Annotated in this window: 15 protein-coding genes; 4 read left to right on the forward strand and 11 right to left on the reverse strand. The window is 74.3% G+C overall.

Annotation, left to right across the window (positions count from 1 at the left end; all coding sequences use genetic code 11):
* The first annotated feature begins 54 nt into the window (after positions 1 to 54).
* Positions 55 to 711 (forward strand): class I SAM-dependent methyltransferase, encoded by a 657-nt coding sequence (locus AB0D01_RS10060; RefSeq protein WP_363054625.1) that lies wholly within the window; start codon positions 55 to 57, stop codon positions 709 to 711.
* Between the two features lie 19 nt (positions 712 to 730).
* On the opposite strand, the gene AB0D01_RS10065 is transcribed toward AB0D01_RS10060, so the two are convergent.
* The 4 genes from AB0D01_RS10065 to AB0D01_RS10080 all read right to left on the reverse strand — a co-directional run bounded on the left by AB0D01_RS10065 (position 731) and on the right by AB0D01_RS10080 (position 3,137).
* The gene (locus tag AB0D01_RS10065; RefSeq protein WP_363054626.1) at positions 731 to 1,210 is read right to left on the reverse strand and encodes a hypothetical protein; all 480 of its coding nucleotides are present in this window, start codon (positions 1,208 to 1,210) and stop codon (positions 731 to 733) included.
* A gap of 2 nt (positions 1,211 to 1,212) precedes the next feature.
* Positions 1,213 to 1,803: a hypothetical protein gene (locus tag AB0D01_RS10070; protein WP_363054627.1), complete on the reverse strand. Its 591-nt coding sequence runs from the start codon at positions 1,801 to 1,803 to the stop codon at positions 1,213 to 1,215.
* A gap of 153 nt (positions 1,804 to 1,956) precedes the next feature.
* Positions 1,957 to 2,442, reverse strand: coding sequence for an RICIN domain-containing protein (locus AB0D01_RS10075; RefSeq protein ID WP_363054628.1), 486 nt, complete (start codon positions 2,440 to 2,442; stop codon positions 1,957 to 1,959).
* 95 nt (positions 2,443 to 2,537) lie between these two features.
* Entirely contained in the window at positions 2,538 to 3,137 is a 600-nt protein-coding gene (locus AB0D01_RS10080; RefSeq protein ID WP_363054629.1) for a hypothetical protein, read from the reverse strand.
* 409 nt (positions 3,138 to 3,546) lie between these two features.
* Between AB0D01_RS10080 and AB0D01_RS10085 the strand changes: the two genes are divergently transcribed.
* Entirely contained in the window at positions 3,547 to 4,419 is an 873-nt protein-coding gene (locus AB0D01_RS10085) for an RICIN domain-containing protein (protein WP_363054630.1), read from the forward strand.
* Positions 4,420 to 4,442: 23 nt separating this feature from the next.
* On the opposite strand, the gene AB0D01_RS10090 is transcribed toward AB0D01_RS10085, so the two are convergent.
* The 7 genes from AB0D01_RS10090 to AB0D01_RS10120 all read right to left on the reverse strand — a co-directional run bounded on the left by AB0D01_RS10090 (position 4,443) and on the right by AB0D01_RS10120 (position 11,821).
* Entirely contained in the window at positions 4,443 to 5,444 is a 1,002-nt protein-coding gene (locus tag AB0D01_RS10090; protein ID WP_363054631.1) for a glycoside hydrolase family 43 protein, read from the reverse strand.
* Between the two features lie 80 nt (positions 5,445 to 5,524).
* Entirely contained in the window at positions 5,525 to 6,334 is an 810-nt protein-coding gene (locus AB0D01_RS10095; RefSeq protein WP_363054632.1) for an IclR family transcriptional regulator, read from the reverse strand.
* Between the two features lie 234 nt (positions 6,335 to 6,568).
* Positions 6,569 to 8,143, reverse strand: coding sequence for an amidase (locus tag AB0D01_RS10100; protein ID WP_363054633.1), 1,575 nt, complete (start codon positions 8,141 to 8,143; stop codon positions 6,569 to 6,571).
* On the reverse strand, positions 8,140 to 9,363 hold the full coding sequence (locus AB0D01_RS10105; RefSeq protein WP_363054634.1) for an MAB_1171c family putative transporter: 1,224 nt from the start codon (positions 9,361 to 9,363) through the stop codon (positions 8,140 to 8,142). The genes AB0D01_RS10100 and AB0D01_RS10105 overlap by 4 nt, the downstream gene beginning before the upstream one ends.
* Positions 9,364 to 9,377: 14 nt before the next feature.
* The gene (locus AB0D01_RS10110) at positions 9,378 to 9,938 is read right to left on the reverse strand and encodes a hypothetical protein (RefSeq protein ID WP_363054635.1); all 561 of its coding nucleotides are present in this window, start codon (positions 9,936 to 9,938) and stop codon (positions 9,378 to 9,380) included.
* Positions 9,939 to 10,004: 66 nt separating this feature from the next.
* The gene (locus AB0D01_RS10115) at positions 10,005 to 10,547 is read right to left on the reverse strand and encodes a hypothetical protein (RefSeq protein ID WP_363054636.1); all 543 of its coding nucleotides are present in this window, start codon (positions 10,545 to 10,547) and stop codon (positions 10,005 to 10,007) included.
* Positions 10,548 to 10,849: 302 nt separating this feature from the next.
* The gene (locus AB0D01_RS10120; protein ID WP_363054637.1) at positions 10,850 to 11,821 is read right to left on the reverse strand and encodes an AraC family transcriptional regulator; all 972 of its coding nucleotides are present in this window, start codon (positions 11,819 to 11,821) and stop codon (positions 10,850 to 10,852) included.
* Positions 11,822 to 12,000: 179 nt separating this feature from the next.
* On the opposite strand from AB0D01_RS10120, the gene AB0D01_RS10125 reads away from it, so the two are divergent.
* The gene (locus tag AB0D01_RS10125; RefSeq protein WP_363054638.1) at positions 12,001 to 15,654 is read left to right on the forward strand and encodes a DUF4132 domain-containing protein; all 3,654 of its coding nucleotides are present in this window, start codon (positions 12,001 to 12,003) and stop codon (positions 15,652 to 15,654) included.
* Positions 15,651 to 16,769, forward strand: coding sequence for an AAA family ATPase (locus AB0D01_RS10130; protein ID WP_363054639.1), 1,119 nt, complete (start codon positions 15,651 to 15,653; stop codon positions 16,767 to 16,769). Before AB0D01_RS10125 ends, AB0D01_RS10130 begins: the two co-directional genes overlap by 4 nt.
* The last annotated feature ends 1 nt before the right edge of the window (position 16,770 follow it).

A 16,770-nucleotide genomic window follows, 5' to 3' on the forward strand; every position in this document is an offset into this window, starting at 1 on the left:
TGGTCCGGGGCGGGGCGGGGGCGGACGGTCCGCGCCCGATGAGGGGGTGGCGTCGTGCACGACGAGGTGGCCGGGGAGAAGCGGGAGGCCGTGTCGGCGGCCGAGCTGTTCGACGGGCTGGGCATCGCCTACGAGCGGGCCTTCGGCAGGATCCCGGCGCAGGTGGAGGCCGTCGACTGGCTCGCCGGGCGGCTGGCGCCGGGGGCGCGGGTGTTGGACGTGGGCAGCGGGACCGGCCGGCCCGTCGCCGACCGGCTGGTGCGCGCGGGGTACGAGGTCACCGGCATCGACGTGTCGACGGTCATGGTCGAGCTGGCGCGCGCACAGGTGCCGGGGGCCCGCTTCGAGTGGGTCGACGTACGGGATTTTGAACCGGACGGCCCCTACGACGCCGTGTGCGGGTTCTTCCCGCTGCTGATGATGAGCCGGCGGGAGGCGGCGGCCGCGCTGCGGCGGATGGCCGGCTGGCTCGCGCCCGGCGGTCACCTCGTCACGGCCACCGTGCCGGCCGACGTGGACGGGGTGGAGATCGAGTGGATGGGACGGCCGGTCCGGGTCTCCAGCTTCTCGACCGACGCCTATCTGCGGCTGCTGCGCGAGGACTGCGGTCTGGAGGTGCTGCACGACTCCGTCTCGCTCTTCCTCCCCGACGGCGGCCCGGCCTCCCCCGAGGAGCACCTGTTCTGCTACGCGCGGCGCCCGGACGCGTGACCTCGACGGGGCGCCGGCATCAGGGGCGCAGGGCCACCGCCGCGGCGGCGGACTCCCAGGTGGCGAGCTGTTCGGCGTCCACGGGGCGGTGCGGTCCGCCGTAGAGCTGGGCGTGTCCGTTGGCCCGGTCGGCGGCCGGGTTGGTGGCGAACACGTAGGAGTCGCCGACGTGGTAGCGGCCCCAGTCCGGCCCCTCGTCCTGGAACACCTCCACTTCACCGGAGAGGTCGCCCCGGATGACGTGCCGGACGCGGACCTTCCACGTGGTGGACGGGATCATGTCCACCTCGCGGGGGCCGGTGTCGGCCACGACCGTGCCCGTGAAGATGGCCTCGGCGTCCTGCGCGACCTTCCGCGGATCGGTCACGTCGTATGCGTACAGGGCTTCCGCGTGGCCGCCCGGTTGGACGCCCTGGTAGGCGACCCAGCCCCCGCCGGCCAGCAGGGCGGATCCGGTGGCCGCGCCGGCCACGACGGTCACGACGGTGTGCTGCCTCATGTTCAACCCCACAGCAGGTGGTAGTTCCTGATGTCCCGCTCGGTCGGCGCGGTGCTGCCCGCCGCCTCCAGCGCCCGGTAGTCCGCCCACAACAGGGACCGGCCGTCGCGCTCCGACTTGTGGCAGAACCCGAGCGCGTGGCCCAGTTCGTGCGCCGCCGCGCGACGGCGGTGTTCCGGTGCTCCGTACCGCCGGCCCGCGTCGAGCAGGCCTCGGTTCAGGTAGATGTTGTCGGCGCCGGTGTGCGGCGCCCACTGCGCGAGCCGGTTGGCCCACGAGCCGTCGGTGCGGTCGACGTCGCGCCACTGGAGGTCGGCGATGGCGGTGGTGGTGTCGGCGCGCAGTCTCACCCGTGTGAGGGTGCCCGAGGACCACACCCGGTGGGCGTGCCCGATGGCGTCGTCGAAGCGGGTCTCGTCCTCCCACATGATCTCGCTCCCGTCCACCGAGGAGTTGCCCCGCGAGTCCCGGGCCCCGCCGGACACGCAGGCCGCGGGGGCCGCCGCCGGGGCGCCCGCCGCCGGAGCCGGTGCGGGCAGGGCGAGGAGGACCGCGGCGGCCGTCGCCGCGGCGAGCCCCAGGGGAGAGTGCACGTACCGCGCTCCTTCGACGGACGGACGGACGGAAAGACGGACGGAAGCCGGGCGGAAGGGGGACGCGCCGGCCGACGGACGGACCGGCAGTGTCCCACGTCACGGCCCGGCTTCCGGCCGGGGAGGGCGGTGTTCACCCTCCCGGGCCCGCGCTCAGTGCCAGGTCTGGTAGGGGCTGCGCTGGGCGTGCGTGCCGCACGGGAAGGTGCGCAGCTTGTGCTGCGGGCTGTCGTCGAGGCAGAGCCCGCTCTCCTGGTTCTTGAACTCGACGGCCCCGTCCGGGTAGCGGTGCACGAACCAGCTCTGGTCCTTGGCCTTGTCGCACGGCAGGGCGGTGGCCCGGCCCCGGGGGAAGTCGGTGAGGCAGTTGCCCGTCTGGAGGTTGCGCAGCTCGCGGGTGCCGTCGGCCCACTGGTGGACGTTCCACTTCTGGTGCTGGTTGGCGAAGCACGTGTAGGTGCGGGTGCCGTGCTCGCTGTCGTCCAGGCAGGCTGACGTGGCGCCGTTGCGGAAGGTCTGGACGCTGTCGAGCGCTCCGGCGGCGGTGGCCGTTACGCCGGCGCCGGCGGCCAGGGCGCCGGTGAGCAACAGGCAGGTCAGAGCGGCGCGCAGCCGCTTGGGGGTCGGGACGGTGGTCATGTGGCTCTCCTCGGTCGGTGGGACGGTCGGTGGTGGTGACGCGGGGGTGTGTGCGGGGCGGGCGGGTGCGCCGCCCGCCCGCCCCGGGAGGTGGGTCAGCCCGTGATGTTGACGGGCCGGTAGGCGTGGTAGCCGTCGCGGCCGTTCACCCCGTAGGAGTGCTGCTTCCAGCGGGTCCCGGCGCCGCCGGCCTGCTCGTAGGACTTGTAGGCGGTGCGTGCGCTGTTGGCCCAGCCGTCGAAGATGACGACGTGGCGGTAGTCGGCGCTGCTGCTGTTCGCCTTGATGACGAGGTCGCCGGGTGCCAGGTCCTTCATCGCGATCCGGCGGGTGAAGCCGTTGTTCTTCAGCGCGACGGTGTTGGGTCCCGGCTTGGCCAGACCCAGTGCCATGGAGACGTATCCGGAGCAGTCCTGCCGGTAGCCGTCCTTCCAGTACTTGGTCTGGCTGTAGGGCACGGGGCGGCCGTTGTTGGCGGTCAGCCAGGTCTTGGCACGTGCCAGTACCTGGGCCCGGGTGATCCGGGGCGCCGCCCGGAAGGCGTCGGGGGCGAGGGTGCCCGCCGGCGCCGCCATCGGTGCGGTGGGCGCCGCGGGGGCGGCGGGGGCGGTGGGCGCCGTCAGCGCGAGGGTTCCGGCGGTCAGGACCGCCGTCAACGCCGCCATGTACCACCGGCGGGTGGAGTTGTGGGTCATGGGATCTCCTGGTTCTCGTGTACGTGGTGTGTGTGGTGCGGGGTGGAAGGGCGCTCCGCTCCGCCCCGGCCCCCGGGAAGGGGGTACGGCGGCGCACCGGGGCGACGTCGGGCCCGCCACGGGTCGTGGAGGAGCCGGCCCGGCGCGTTCTCGGGGCGTGGGGAGGGGAGTCCGGTCCGTCCTGGGACGGCGTTCACGCGGTCGGCGTGGAAGACGCGGTGGTGGTCACCGCGGGCCGCCGGACCGGATGGAAAGGAGTCTGCGGGAGCCGGAGCGGGCCCCGCAATGCCATCCCGTTTGCTTCAGCGATGTCGGGATCCCTAAGGTTTTGACCTGCTGGGACATGACCGTCCCGGGACAGGACACGGCCGTTCGGGGGAGCCGCGGACGGCCGGCGAAGGGGGCGACCGTGACGGGCACCGACGATCGACACGCGACTCCGGCGCAGCGACTGGGAACCGCGCTGAAGGAACTGCAACAGCGCTCCGGGCGCACACTGCGCTCGCTGGAGTCGGAGTTGAACATCAGCGACTCGTCGCTCTCGCGCTACTTCCTGGGCCGGACGGTGCCGCCGTGGGCGACGGTCCGCGAGCTGTGCCAGGCGCAGGGCGCGGACCCGGACGCGTACCGCACCCTGTGGGAGGCGGCGGACCGGAGCCAGCCGAAGCAGGCGGGCGCCGAGCCGGAACAGAACGTCAGTTCGCGAACGCGATGGTGGTGGTGGACGTTGCTGCGCCGTCGCGCGGAGCTGTGGGCACGCCGCCGCTGGGTGTGGGTGGTCGGGGGCGCCTGCGGCGGTCTGCTGTGCGGGGGCCTGGTGACGGCGTACCTGCTGTGGCCCGCGGAGTCCGCCCCGGGCCAGGGCGCCGCAGGCGGACAGGCCTCGGCCCGGGCGCTCGGACCGGGCGGTTCGCGGCAGCCCGAAGGGCCGCGGATCTTCGTCAACCGGGCCACGGGGAGCTGCCTGGACCACAGCCTCGACCAGGGGTTGCGCACCTTCGCGCCCAACGGGATGAGCTACCAGCGGTGGACGGTGAACCCGCTCCCCGACGGCGGCAGCGAACTGCGCAACCACGCCACGGGCGCCTGCCTGGACGACCACGCCACCGGGCTGCGCGGGGCGACGTGCGCGCGGACGGCTTCCCAGCGGTGGACGGTGACCTCGTTCGCCGACGCGTCGGCCGAGGTCAAGAGCCGCTCCACGGGGACCTGCCTGGCCGACGGCGAGCAGGGGCTCAGGGCGACGCCCTGCGACGGTTCCGACGCCCAGCGGTGGGGCTGAGGGGGCTCAGCGCCTGAGGGGGCTCAGCGCCGGGTCGCTCCGGCCGCCGGGGCCAGGGCGGGGCGGCCGTCCGTGAAGTCGAGGCCGAGGGCGTGCAGGACGCGTCGCCTCCCGTCGTGGCTCCAGCCGTGGAAGAGGATCCGGTCCCGTCCGTCGGGTCCGGTCACGACGTCCTGGCCGCCGGGGCCCCGTACGGCGTGGCCGAGGGACACGGTGGACATCAGCGGCTCGGGGGCCTTCACGTAGGGGCCGGTGAGGCGGTCGGACACCGCGTGGCCGGTGGAGTAGCCGTGGTCCCCGTAGAAGCCGGCCGAGTAGAACAGGACGTAGCGGCCGTCGCGTCGCACGAGGGTCGGGGCCTCGACGACCTTCCCCTCCCAGTCGAGGTCCTGGCCGATGAGGACGACGGGATCGCCCGTGGTCCGCGTGCCGTCGCGGGAGACGGGTTGCAGGTGGATCCGGGTGGGCAGTTCGCAGCAGTTGCCGTCGCTCTTCCACAGCAGGTAGCGGCGGGCGCCCTCCGTGTAACTCGCCGCGTCGATGGCGCCGCCCTGTTCGACGGGGCAGACCAGCGGCTTGTCGCCGGTGGGCCGGAAGGGCCCGTCGGGCGTGGCGGAGAGCGCGACGCCGACGCACTGCCTGCCGCCGGCCCGGTCGCGGGCGGTGTAGTGCATGGTGAAGCCGCGGCCGTTGTCGAAGACCTCGGGGGCCCAGACGAGCGTGCGCACGGGTTCGGCCCAGGAGCCGAGGTCGGGCAGGACGTCTTCCTCGACCGGCGTCCAGTGGATCAGGTCGGTGGAGGTGGCGTGTTGGATGTTGGTCTTCTCGCCGTGGGTGGCGTAGGCGTGGTAGGTCCGGCCGACCTTCACGACGTCGGGGTCGGGGAAGTCACGGTCCAGGACCACCGGGCCCGGCGCCGGATCCAAGGCGGACGCGGGGGCGGAGGCGGGGGCGCCGGCGGCGAGGAGGCAGGCGGTCACGACCGCGAGCGAGCGTCCGAGGCGGCGTACGGCGGTGCGGGACACCGGGTTCCTCCCTGTGGTGCGGGGGCCTGGGGCGGCCGTGTCGCCGGTTCAACGCCCGGGGCCGCTCCGGGTTTCGGTGTTCACAGCAGCGGGGCCAGGGCCAGGCCGGCGGCGCGCAGGGCCGGGGCGTAGGAGGTGATCTCCTCCAGGGGGACCAGGAAGGTGACGGTGGTGACGCTGACCCCGCCGAGGGGGCGTCCGGCCGGGTCCAGGACGGCGGTGCCGATGCACCGGATGGTCGCCTCGTTCTCCTCGTCGTCCAGCGCGTAGCCCTCCACCCGGGCCAGGGCGCGTTGGGCGTCGAGGGCGTGGCGGGTGGTGAGGGTCCTCGGCGTGCGGGCGGGCAGGCCGGTGGCGGCGACGATCGCGTCGACCTCCTCGTCCGGGAGGTGGGCGAGGAGGCTCTTGCCGATGGCGGTGGAGTGCAGGGGCATCCGCATCCCGATCCGGGAGGCCGTGCGGATGGGTTGGTCGCCCTCCACCTTCCGGATGTAGGTGAGGGTCTCCCCCGTGCGCAGGGCCAGGTGGACCGTCTGTCCGGTCGCGCGGTGGAGGTCGGCGAGGATCCGTTCGATGCTCGCGGGCTCGGCCGCGCCGACCCGGGCGGCGAGGGCGCGCAGCCGGGGTCCCGCCGTGTAGCGGCTGTCGCCGTCCACGCGGACGAAGTCCTGCTCGACGAGGGAGGCCAGGATGCGGAAGGTGCTCGACTTGGGGACCGCGGCGGCGGTCGTCAGGTCGGCGAGGCGGTGGGGGCCGCCGGGCGCCGCGACCGCTTCGAGGACCCGCATCGACTTCTCCAGCGCCGAGCCGGCGGCGGAGGTCCGCCCGCCGGTCCGCGGGGGCGGGGCGTCGGCGGCGGGGCCGCTCGCGGGCTCTTCGTCGGTGGACACGGGCTCTCCCCGTCTGGGTCGGTGCGTCGATCACGTGCCGCTCCAGGGTACGGGGCGGCGGGGGCGGTGATCTCCCGGCCGGCCCGGCCCCGGTGGATCCGGCGCCGGACCCGGCACCGGAGGGTGCGGACGTCGGAGAGGGCCCCGGGCGCGAACGCCCGGGGCCCTCTTCGGTGCGGATTCGCCCCGCCCCACCCCCGTGGGGGCAGAACGAACCCGGTCTCGGTGGCCCGCTCAGGCGGGCGACACGGGCGCGGGGAGGCGGCGGGCCAGGTGCCGCGCCACGTCCACGACCGTGCGGTCGGCCAGATAGGGGCCGATGATCTGGACGGCCAGGGGCAGTCCGGCGGCGGTCCGGCCGGCGGGCAGGACCACGGCGGGCAGCCGGACGTGCCCGGCGAGGTTGAGCCACGCCGTCTGGTCGAAGTACGGGCGCTTCGCGCCGTCGACCGTGATGGAACGCTGCGGGACCGGCGTGCCCGTCTGGTCGTCCACGGCCGCGGTCGGCGCGGCCGCGGTGATGAGCACGTCGTGGGTGGTGAAGTAGTCGGCCCAGCGTCCGCGCAGCTTCTCGCGCTCCTCGTTCGCCCGCAGCCAGTCGCGGTGGTGCATGGTGCGCGAGCGCAGGAACAGCGCGCCGGGGTGGTCCGCGGGCAGCTTGTCGGCCGCCGCGACGTCGTCGGCGAAGCCGTCGTCGGTGGCGGTGGCGCTCGTGGTCGCGTACATGAGGCGCTGGAACAGCCTGTCGCTCGCGGCGAGGTCGACGGGTCGGGTGCTGTCGTCGACGGTGGCGCCCGCGGCGCGTACGAGGTCGGCGACGCGGGCCAGGAGGTCGCGGGTCTCCCGGTCGACGTGGCAGTACGGGTCGTCCTGCCACAGGCCGACGCGGTAGCGGCCCAGGTGTTCGTGGCGGGGCGCCGGCAGTTCGATGCGCCAGGCGGCGGCGTCGGCGGGGGCCGGGGCGGCGAGGACGTCCAGGAGGAGGTCGAGGTCGTCGACGTCGCGGGCGATCGGGCCGAGGCTCAGCATGTCGGAGTCGGTGATCCAGCCGGGCGGGCGGGGGATGTGGCCCCGGGTGGGGACGATGCCGCCGCTGGGGCGCAGCGCGTACACGCCGCAGTAGGCGGCCGGCAGCCGCAGGGAGCCCGCCAGGTCGGAGCCGAGTTCGAGGCTGGTGAGGCCCGCGGCGACGGCCGCCGCGGGGCCGCCGGAGGATCCGCCGGCGGTCTTCGTGTGGTCGTGGGGGTTCTTCGTCGTGCCGAACAGCGGGTTCGAGGTCTGGAGGTCCTGGCACATCACCGGCACGTTCGTCTTGCCGACGATGACGGCGCCGGCGGCCCGCAGCCGTGCCACGGCGTCCGCGTCGCGGTCGGGGACGTGGTCGGCCAGGTCGGGCGAACCGCAGGTGGTGCGCAGGCCCTTCGTCTCCAGGGCGTCCTTGACGGTCATGGGCAGGCCGTGGAGCGCGCCGAGCGGCCTGCCGGTGGTGGCGAGGTGGCGGTCGGCGGCGTCGGCCGCCGCGCGGGCCCCGTCGGCGTCGAGGGTGACGACGGCGTCGAGTCCGGGGTTGGTCTTCTCGATGTGCAGCAGGTACCGCTCCACCAGGGCGCGGCTGGTGACGGTGCGCCGGCGCAGCGCGGCGAGCTGGGCGTGCGCGGGCTCCAGGTGCAGTCGTTCCACGGGTACGGGGTGCGGGGGCGTGGGTGTGCCCTCGCCCGCGCGGGAGCGCCCGGCGGCGGAGGCGGCGGCCATGCCCGCGGCCGCGGCGACGGCCGTGGAGGCGATGAGCAGGGTGCGTCGGAAGATCACGAACGGGCTCCTGAGGTGGTGCCGCGGAGGTCGACGGCGGTGCGGCTCGGGCGCGGGGGGAGGGCGAAGTGGGCGGCGACGCGTTGCAGGTGGAGCAGTTCGTCCTCGGTGGTGGGGAGGGCGAGTTCGGCGTCGGCGTACTCGTCGGGGTGTTCGACGGGGGCGTCGGCGGCGTGCCGTACGAGGGCGTCGCGGATCTGGTCAGCGGTGACGGCGGCCGCGAGTTCGGCTCCGGTGAGGCCTTCGGCGGTGCGCAGGCGCTCGGCCTCCTCGCGGGTGGCGGGGTCGAGGTAGCGGCGCATCAGCTTCTGGCCCTGGCGGATCTCGACCCGGCGGCGCAGCAGGGGGAAGTGGGCGTCCTTGCCGCGCAGCACGTCCTGGAGCTGGCGGGCGGGACGGCGCAGGGTGATGCCGGGGTCGGCCTCGTCGAGCGCGGACCACAGGGCGTTCAGCCGGCGGTAGCGGACGTGCGCGGTGGCCCAGGCGCGGGCGTGGGTGGTGCGCCGGGCCAGGGTGGGGATGAGGTAGCCGATCTGGGTGAGGGTGGCGCCGATGTCGCCGCAGGCCCAGGCGAACCCGTTGAGCCCGGTGACGCCGAAGCCGACCTCGGCCCCGATGATGCCGCTGATGCGGATCCCGCTGTAGCCGAGGGTGATGACGGCTCCGACGGTGACCAGGCGCAGGCTGAAGGCGATGGAGCGGTTCGTGGCGGTGCGGGCGTAGCGCCGGCAGGAGCGCGCCAGGTAGATCTCGGCGACGGTGTAGGTGCCGAAGTAGAGCAGGACGTAAGCCTGGAAGAAGGGGTCGTGCGCGTAGTAGAGGGAGAAGTCGGTGGGCCGGGTGGTGGCCGGGGTGAGCAGGACGAACAGCACGGCCATGGCCGCGATGACGACACCCGCGACGCCGAACAGGAGCGCGCCGCGCCCGCGGGCCTCGCGCGGCGGCTTGGACCAGTGCGCGAGGACGTTGCCCTGGAGGGCGAAGACGAGGATGACGCAGCTCTGGGCGAGGGGGACGACGATGTTCGGGACGCCGAGGAGTCCGTCGACGCGTACCCACACCCAGGTCAGGGAGAGGGCGTAGCTGAGCGCGGAGAAGCCGTAGGTGAAGGCGAGGGCGACGAGCGCGGGCTCGCGGCGGCTCCTGCCGAGGTCGCGCAGGAGTATGAGGAACCCGGTACCGGCGATGGCCAGACACAGGGGGTGAAGGATGTCTTTCACGGAGTCCTGTTCGGTCAGCGCAGCAGCGTGCGGGTGATGGGGTCGGCTTCCTCCCGGGGTGCGCGGGCGCGGGGGGCGCTCACGTGCTCCTGGAGGAGGGACCCGAGCATCTCGGCCTCGAACTCGTCCGGCTCGGTGTAGCGGGTGCGGCCGAGGACGAGTTGGACGGTGGCGGGGTCGATGTCGGTGATGAGGCCGCCGAGGTTGGCGGTGTCCATCGGGGTGTTGCCGCGGTGGTTCCTGAGCATGTGGCCGAACTCGTGGCCGACGATGATCTCGGCGTGGGCGCGGCTGATGGCGGTGTCGTAGAAGACGTAGTCGGTGTCGCCCGTGGCCAGCCACAGGCCGCAGGGGGCGGAGGCGTCCAGGGAGTCGGGGTCGGTGGGGTCGGAGGCGAAGGGCATCAGGCGGATCGACCGGTCGAGGCGTTCCTCCACGAAGGGCACGAGGTCGAGGACGGAGTCGACGGCGGGGAGGTCGAGGCTCTCGACGAACTCCCGCCCCCTGCGCTCGATCTCGTCCGCCGCGCGGTGGGCCTCACGGGCGGTCGCACGGTTACGCCGGCTGAGCCACATGGAGCTTCCCTTCCTCACGGAGCCACCCGATCCGATGGCGGGTCCCACGGTCGGTGCCCGCCGCGGTCACGGCAGGTCCCTCGCGGGCACGCCCGACCCGGCCGGTCCGCCCGCCGCGTCCAGGCCGTCGGACTCCTCGGGCTCGTCGGGCAGGCCTTCTTCCTTGCGTACGGCGTCGAGGGCCGCCAGGACCTTGCGCCGGCCGGCGGCGGAGACGCCCATCGCCCGCAGGGCGATCCGTTCGACGCCGTTCTCCTTCAGCTTGCGCAGGATCTCGAACTGCGTGGCGACCTTCACCGTCACCTCGTCCTCGACGAAGTAGGCGGCCTCCACGCCGAAGAACCTGGCGAGCAGGGGGACCATGGTGATCGTCGGCGTGCGCTTGCCGGCCCGCAGGTAGCTCAGGTGGGCGCGGGTGTAACTGTCCTCGCCGTACGACGAGATGGTTCGGGCGACGTGCGCGTTGGTGTACTCCTCCGCGCCCGGCGGACGCACCCGGTCGAACAGGAAGTTCAGGCGGTCACTGAAGGAAGCGCCTGGTCCCGGTACCGGAAACGGAACCGGCCGGGGCGCTTCGGGCCCGTCGGGGCCCTCTTCTGAATCCACCACTGGGTGCTGCTCCCTCTCCTCGGGCGTAACTATAGTTGACGCCCGCTGTCCGTAACTATAGTTGACGCCGCGGTGGCGCCCGGACCCGGATCGGGATGTGGCCGAAAGATCGCGGTCGAACGGGGACGGGTCCCGGGCGCGGAGGGCACCGGACGGGGACGGACCGAGGGTGCGAACGGGGCCGAAACGGCGGCCCCACCCGCGCGGCAGCGGCGGCGGGTGTGACGGGCCGGACCCCGGGCCGCGGTGGGGCGCGGCGGGGCGGGCGGAGCGGCCGCCCGTGGGGTCCGGGCCCGTCGTCGTCAACCTACGTTCGCGGTGCGGTCGATCGCGAGGGACTCGTACCCGGGATCGTGGTGTTTTTCTCCGGTGTCCGCACCGCTGCCGGTCGAGCCGGCGGCGGGTGGCCGGGCGGTGACGCAGGCACGGTACTCCCCCGGCGAGAGCCCCGTCTCGCGCCGGAAGAAACGGCTGAAGTAGGCCGGATCCGCGAAACCGGTGTCCCGCGCGACCTGCCGAATCGTCAGGTCGGTGCGCGAGAGCAGGCGTTTGGCCTCCAGCGTCTGGCGGCGGCGCATCAGCCGCCCGGGGGTCTGCCCGGTGGCCTCCTTCACCAGGAAGTGCAGGTGGCCGCTGGAGACCCCGAGTTCCCTCGCGACGGAGGACACCGAGCGTTCGGTCCCGCCCGGGGCGGCGATGAGCCGGGTGAAGGCGCCCGCCAGGTCGACGGCGCGGCGCGCGGGCGCCGGCGGCCGGTCGCTCTCCGGCGCCTCGCAGGCGCGCAGCGCCAGGACGATCAGGATGTGCAGGTAGGCGTTGAGGACCCCGGCGTAGCCCTCGCGCAGGGTGCCGTACTCGTGCCGCATCGCCTCCAGCACGCGCGCGAGGGCGTCCTGTCGCCCGCCGAGCCGCAACCAGGGGCGTTCGGCGAGCCGTTCCAGCGCCGCGGCGTCCCCGGGGTGGGTGAGGAGGAAGTCCTCGTTGAAGAGGATCACCTGTCCCGTGAGCCCTTCGACGTCCTGCCAGTGGTGGACCTGGCCGGGGGTGATCACGCACAGGTGGGGCGGGTCCAGGACCCGGTGCGTGAGGTCGAGGACGTGCGTGCCCCGTCCGCCGGTGATGTGGAGGATCTCGTAGAAGGCGTGGCGGTGGGGGAAGTCGGCGCGGGCGAGCGGGCCGATCTCGTCGAAGGATCCGATGGCGAAGGGCAGCAGGTGCGGCAGGGGCACCTCCAGGCGGTGCAGGGGCGGTTCGCCCTTCCGGGAGGTGCTCATGGGGTGATCCGTAACGCGTTCATCGGGCCAGTCTGGAACGGCCCCCGCGCGGTGGTACAGGCCACGGACCGGCCATCGGACGACCGGGGGAAGGGGCCGGTCGGGACCCCTGACACGGGATTGTCAGTACGCACCGTTACTGTTCCGGCAACCGATCACATGGGGAAAGCGGAGGGGCCGTGCAGCGCTGGGAGTTCGTCGGGGACACGTCGTCCAAGTTCTGGGAGGGCGGCGTGGAGGGCACTTCGGTGAGCCTGCGCTTCGGCCGGACCGGCACCACCGGGCAGTCACAGGTCAAGGAGTTCGCCACCCCCGAGGAGGCCGCGGCCTACTTCGCCAAGGCCGTCGCGACCCGTGAGAAGAAGGGGTACGGACGGGTCGGGGAGGCCGCGCCGCAGGCGCCCGCCGAGGCCCCCCGCGCATCGGCCGCCGCCCCCGCCGCGCCCGAACCGACCCCCGGGCCGGCGCCGGACGCGGCGGCCCCCGCGCCCGCCGCCCTCCCCCGGGACGAGGACGTCTTCGTCCTCCCCGAGGCCTGGAAGCGGAACGTCCTTCCGCGCCGGGGCGGGGTGCCCCGACCCACCGCCCCCGACACCGAAGCCGGCGCCCGGACGCGGGCCTGGATCGACGGGGAAATCGGCCACATCACCGACGTACTGGATTGCGCCGACAGCGATCCCGAACTGGTCGAGGCCGCCCGGGCGCACCTGACGGGCGCGACCGACCCCGTCGGCGCCGCCGTACTGGCCCGCCTCGCCCGCCCCGGGGCGAAGGGACTCGGCCCGGAGCTGTTCGTGGACGCGTGGGCGCTCGACCACGGGCTGCCGTTCGCCGCCCGCGCGGCCCTGGAGTACGGGCAGCTGACCCCGGGCTGGTACGGCGACAACGGCAAGGTGACCGTCACCGGCATCGCCCGGAGCCCCGAGAACGGCGGCTGGGGCAGGCCCTCCCAGCCGGTGGCGGAGCGCGCCCGCCGCCTGCTCGCGTGCGCCGACGAGGCGGACTACCGGGCGGCCGTCGCCGTACTGGGCGCACAGCGCGGCAGCCCGCGCCGGCGCATCCACGTCTCCTTCCTGGTCCCGTCCGAACAGGACTGGGTCACCGAGTGCTGCGTCGACCCGGCGACCGCCCGCTACGACTCCCACGCCGAACGCGTCATGCTCGCCTCCTCGCTCGGCACCGCCGAACAGCTCGCCGCGCTCCTGCCCGGAGGCGGCTTCGACCTCGGCTGGCGGGCCTGGTCCGCGCAGCTGGTCGCGACGACCGCCGACGGCCTCGGCGCGGCCCTCACGCCCCTGGTCATCGACAACCTGAACCGGCGTTGGCTCGACGCCGAGACCATCCGCGACCTGTCCGAGGTCCTCGCCGAACTGCCCGGTGACGAAGCCCTCGGGTTCCTGATCGACCGCATCGACGACAAGTCCTCGCGGGCCGGCCTGACCACGGCCGTCCGCCGCTTCCCGGTGCGCGCGATGCGGCTGCTCGCCGAAGCCGCCCGCGGCACCTCCGCGAACGCCGCCCTGGCCGGCCGTCTGCTGCGCACGCACGTCGCCGCCCACCGCGAACTGGCCCTGTCCGTACTGGACGGGCTGCCGGCCCCGGCCGCCGCCCTCATCGGTCCGTGGGCCCGCCGCGAGGGAGCCCTGCCGCCGGCCGACCCGGCCGGGCTGCCCGAGGTGTTCACCAGCCCGCCGTGGACGCGGGGCGGGCCGCGCGCCAAGCCCCGTACGGTCGCCGGGTTGACGGCTCCCGCGGAGCCCCGGATGAGCTGGCGCGACGGGGAGCGCGAACAGTGGAACTCCGTCGACAACGACTTCGTGTCCTGGGCGCGCCACCACGACCTGGAGCGGCTCGCCGCCGAGCGGCGGGCGGGGCGCCTGGACAACGCGTGGGACCTGCTGGCCCTGTTCGGGGCCGGTCCCGCCGAAGTGGTCCGTCCGCTCCTCGCCGAATGGGACGGCCCCGACTGGAGCTACGACGGCGCCTCGACCTTCACCCCGCTGATCGCCCGCCACGACACGGCCGCGCTGCGGATGGCCCTCGGCATCGCGGGCCGGCTCCCCGCCACCATGGGCGTACTGCTCCAGCCCTACGTGGACGTGCGGGTGGCCCGGCTGATGGCCGACTGGCTGGTCCGGCTGAAGTCCGGTGGGCTGCACGGGCGCGCCTGGCTCGTCCGCCACGCCGGCGACGCCGCCCACCTCCTGGTCCCCGATGCCCTCGGCGCGCCGGGCAAGGCCCGCGAGGCCGCCGAGGCGGCGCTGCGCACGATCGCCGGCGCCCACGGCACGCACACCGTCCGGGAGGCCGCGGCCCGGTACGGCCCCGAGGCCGAGGAGGCGCTCGCGGACTTCCTCGCCGTCGACCCGCTGGTGACCGCGCTGCCGGCCCGCCCGACGACGCCCGGGCCCTGGGCCGATCCCGAGGCGCTGCCCCAGGTACGGCTCCTCACCGGCGAGGCCCTGCCCGCGGAGGCCACGCGCACCCTGCTGCGCATGCTGGCGTTCGGTACGCCCGGCGCCCTCTACCCGGGTGTGGAGCAGGTCCGCGAGATCGCCGACCCGGGCTCGCTCGCGGCCTTCGGGTGGGCGGTGTTCGAGGAGTGGCGCATGGCCGGCATGCCCCCGAAGGACGCCTGGGCCCTGCACCAGCTCGGCGGCCTCGGCGACGACGACACCGTCCGGCTGCTGAGCCCCGTCATCCGTGACTGGCCGGGCCAGGGCGCCCACCACCGAGCCGTGGACGGCCTGGAGGTACTGGCCTCGATCGGCAGCGACGCCGCCCTGCTCAGCCTGCACTCCATAGCCCAGCGGGCGAAGTTCAAGGCCCTCAAGGCCCGGGCCGGCGAGAAGATCGCGGAGGTGGCCGCGGGTCTCGGGCTGACCGGGGAGCAGCTGGCCGACCGTCTGGTGCCCGACTTCGGGCTGGACGCGAACGGTTCCACCGTCGTGGACTACGGTCCGCGCCGCTTCACCGTGGGCTTCGACGAACAGCTGCGCCCCTACGTGGCCGACGCCACCGGCAAGCGCCTGAGGGACCTGCCCAAGCCGGGCGTGAAGGACGACCCCGAGCTGGCGCCCGCCGAACGCAAGCGGTTCGCCGCGCTGAAGAAGGACGTACGGGCGATCGCCGCCGACCAGGTGCGCCGCCTGGAGGCCGCGATGGTCGACGGCCGGACCTGGGACGCCGCGGAGTTCCGGCAGCTGTTCGCCGGGCATCCGCTGGTGTGGCACCTGGCGCGCCGGCTGGTCTGGCGGGCCGAGGACGCCGGGAGGACGGTCCACTTCCGGATCGCGGAGGACCGTACCCTCGCCGACGCCGACGACGAGGCCCTCGTCCTGGGCCCCGACGCCGTCGTGAGCCTGCCGCACCCGCTGAACCTGGGGGCGGACGCCCTCGCCGCGTGGTCGGAGCTCTTCGCCGACTACGAGATCGTGCAGCCGTTCCCCCAGTTGGGCCGGACCGTGCACGCGCTCGCCGCGCAGGAGTCGTCGGGCCACCGCCTGACGCGGTTCGAGGGCGTCACCGTCCCCGTCGGCCGGCTGCTCGGCCTCACCAAGCGGGGTTGGGCGCGGGGCGTCCCGCAGGACGCCGGGGTGGAACGGTGGATCTCCCGCCGCCTGGGCAAGGAGCGGTACCTCGTCATCGCCCTGGACATGGGCATCGCCGTGGGCATGGCCGGGGAGTTCCCCGACCAGCTGCTGGAGACGGTCTGGCTGGACACGATGCCCCGCGACTACTGGCGCAGCCAGTCGTACCCGTTGACCTTCGCCGACCTCGACCCGGTCCTGGCCTCGGAGGTCATCGCCGACCTGACGGAGCTGACGGCATGAGCCCCGACCCGCGCGGGACCGCCCGCGACGTCCAGCGCCCGCCCGCCGAGGTCCGCTTCGCCGAGGAGCTCGCGGCGCTGCGGGAGTCCGACGACGCGCCCCGGCCGCCGGGCTGGCGGCTCAGCCTGCGCGCGGCGCTGCGGTTCGTCGCCGGGGATCCGGACACCGGTGTCAGCCGGAAGTTCGTCGGCGACCGTTCCCTCGTCGAACGCGCCCTGGTCGCGCTGGCCACCAACCGCGGCCTGATGCTCGTCGGGGAACCGGGCACGGCCAAGTCCCTGCTGTCCGAGCTGATCGCCGCTGCGGTCAGCGGCGACTCGACGCTCGTCGTCCAGGGCGGCGCGGCCACCACCGAGGACCAGATCAAGTACTCCTGGAACTACGCGCTCCTGGTCTCCGAGGGCCCCTCCGAACGGTCCCTGGTGCCCGCGCCGGTCCTGCGCGGGATGCGCGAGGGCCGGCTGGTCCGGTTCGAGGAGATCACGCGGTGCCCCCTGGAGGTGCAGGACTCGCTGCTGTCCCTGCTGTCCGAGCGGGTGGTCACCATTCCCGAGCTGCCCGGCGAGGCCGGACTGGCCTTCGCCGCGCACGGGTTCAACGTGATCGCCACCGCCAACACGCGCGACCGGGGCGTCAACGAGATGAGCGCCGCGCTCAAGCGCCGCTTCAACTTCGAGACGGTCTTCCCGATCGCGGACCGCGACACCGAGACCGCGCTGGTCGAGGCGGAGGCGAGCGCGCTGCTGCGCGCGTCCGGCGTGGCACTGGCGCCCGACCCCGACGTGATCGAGGTCCTCGTCACCACCTTCCGCGAACTGCGGGCCGGCGCCGACGGCGGGCCCGGCGGACCGGGCGGCGGCTCCGACCGGATGAACGCCGTGATGAGCACCGCCGAGGCGGTCGCCGTCGCCCACGCGGTCGGCGTACGGGGCTGGTTCCTGCGCGGCGAACCGGGCGACGCCTCCGACCTGGTGACGTGCCTGGCGGGCACCGCCGCCAAGGACAGCCCCGAGGACCTGGCCCGACTGCGCCGCTACCTGGAACAGCGCGCGGCCCGGCGCACCGGGGCGGCCTGGCGGGACCTGTACGCCGCCCGGCACCTGCTGGCGGGGTGAG

The sequence above is a fragment of the Streptomyces sp. NPDC048606 genome (genome assembly GCF_040650855.1).
GTDB lineage: Bacteria > Actinomycetota > Actinomycetes > Streptomycetales > Streptomycetaceae > Streptomyces.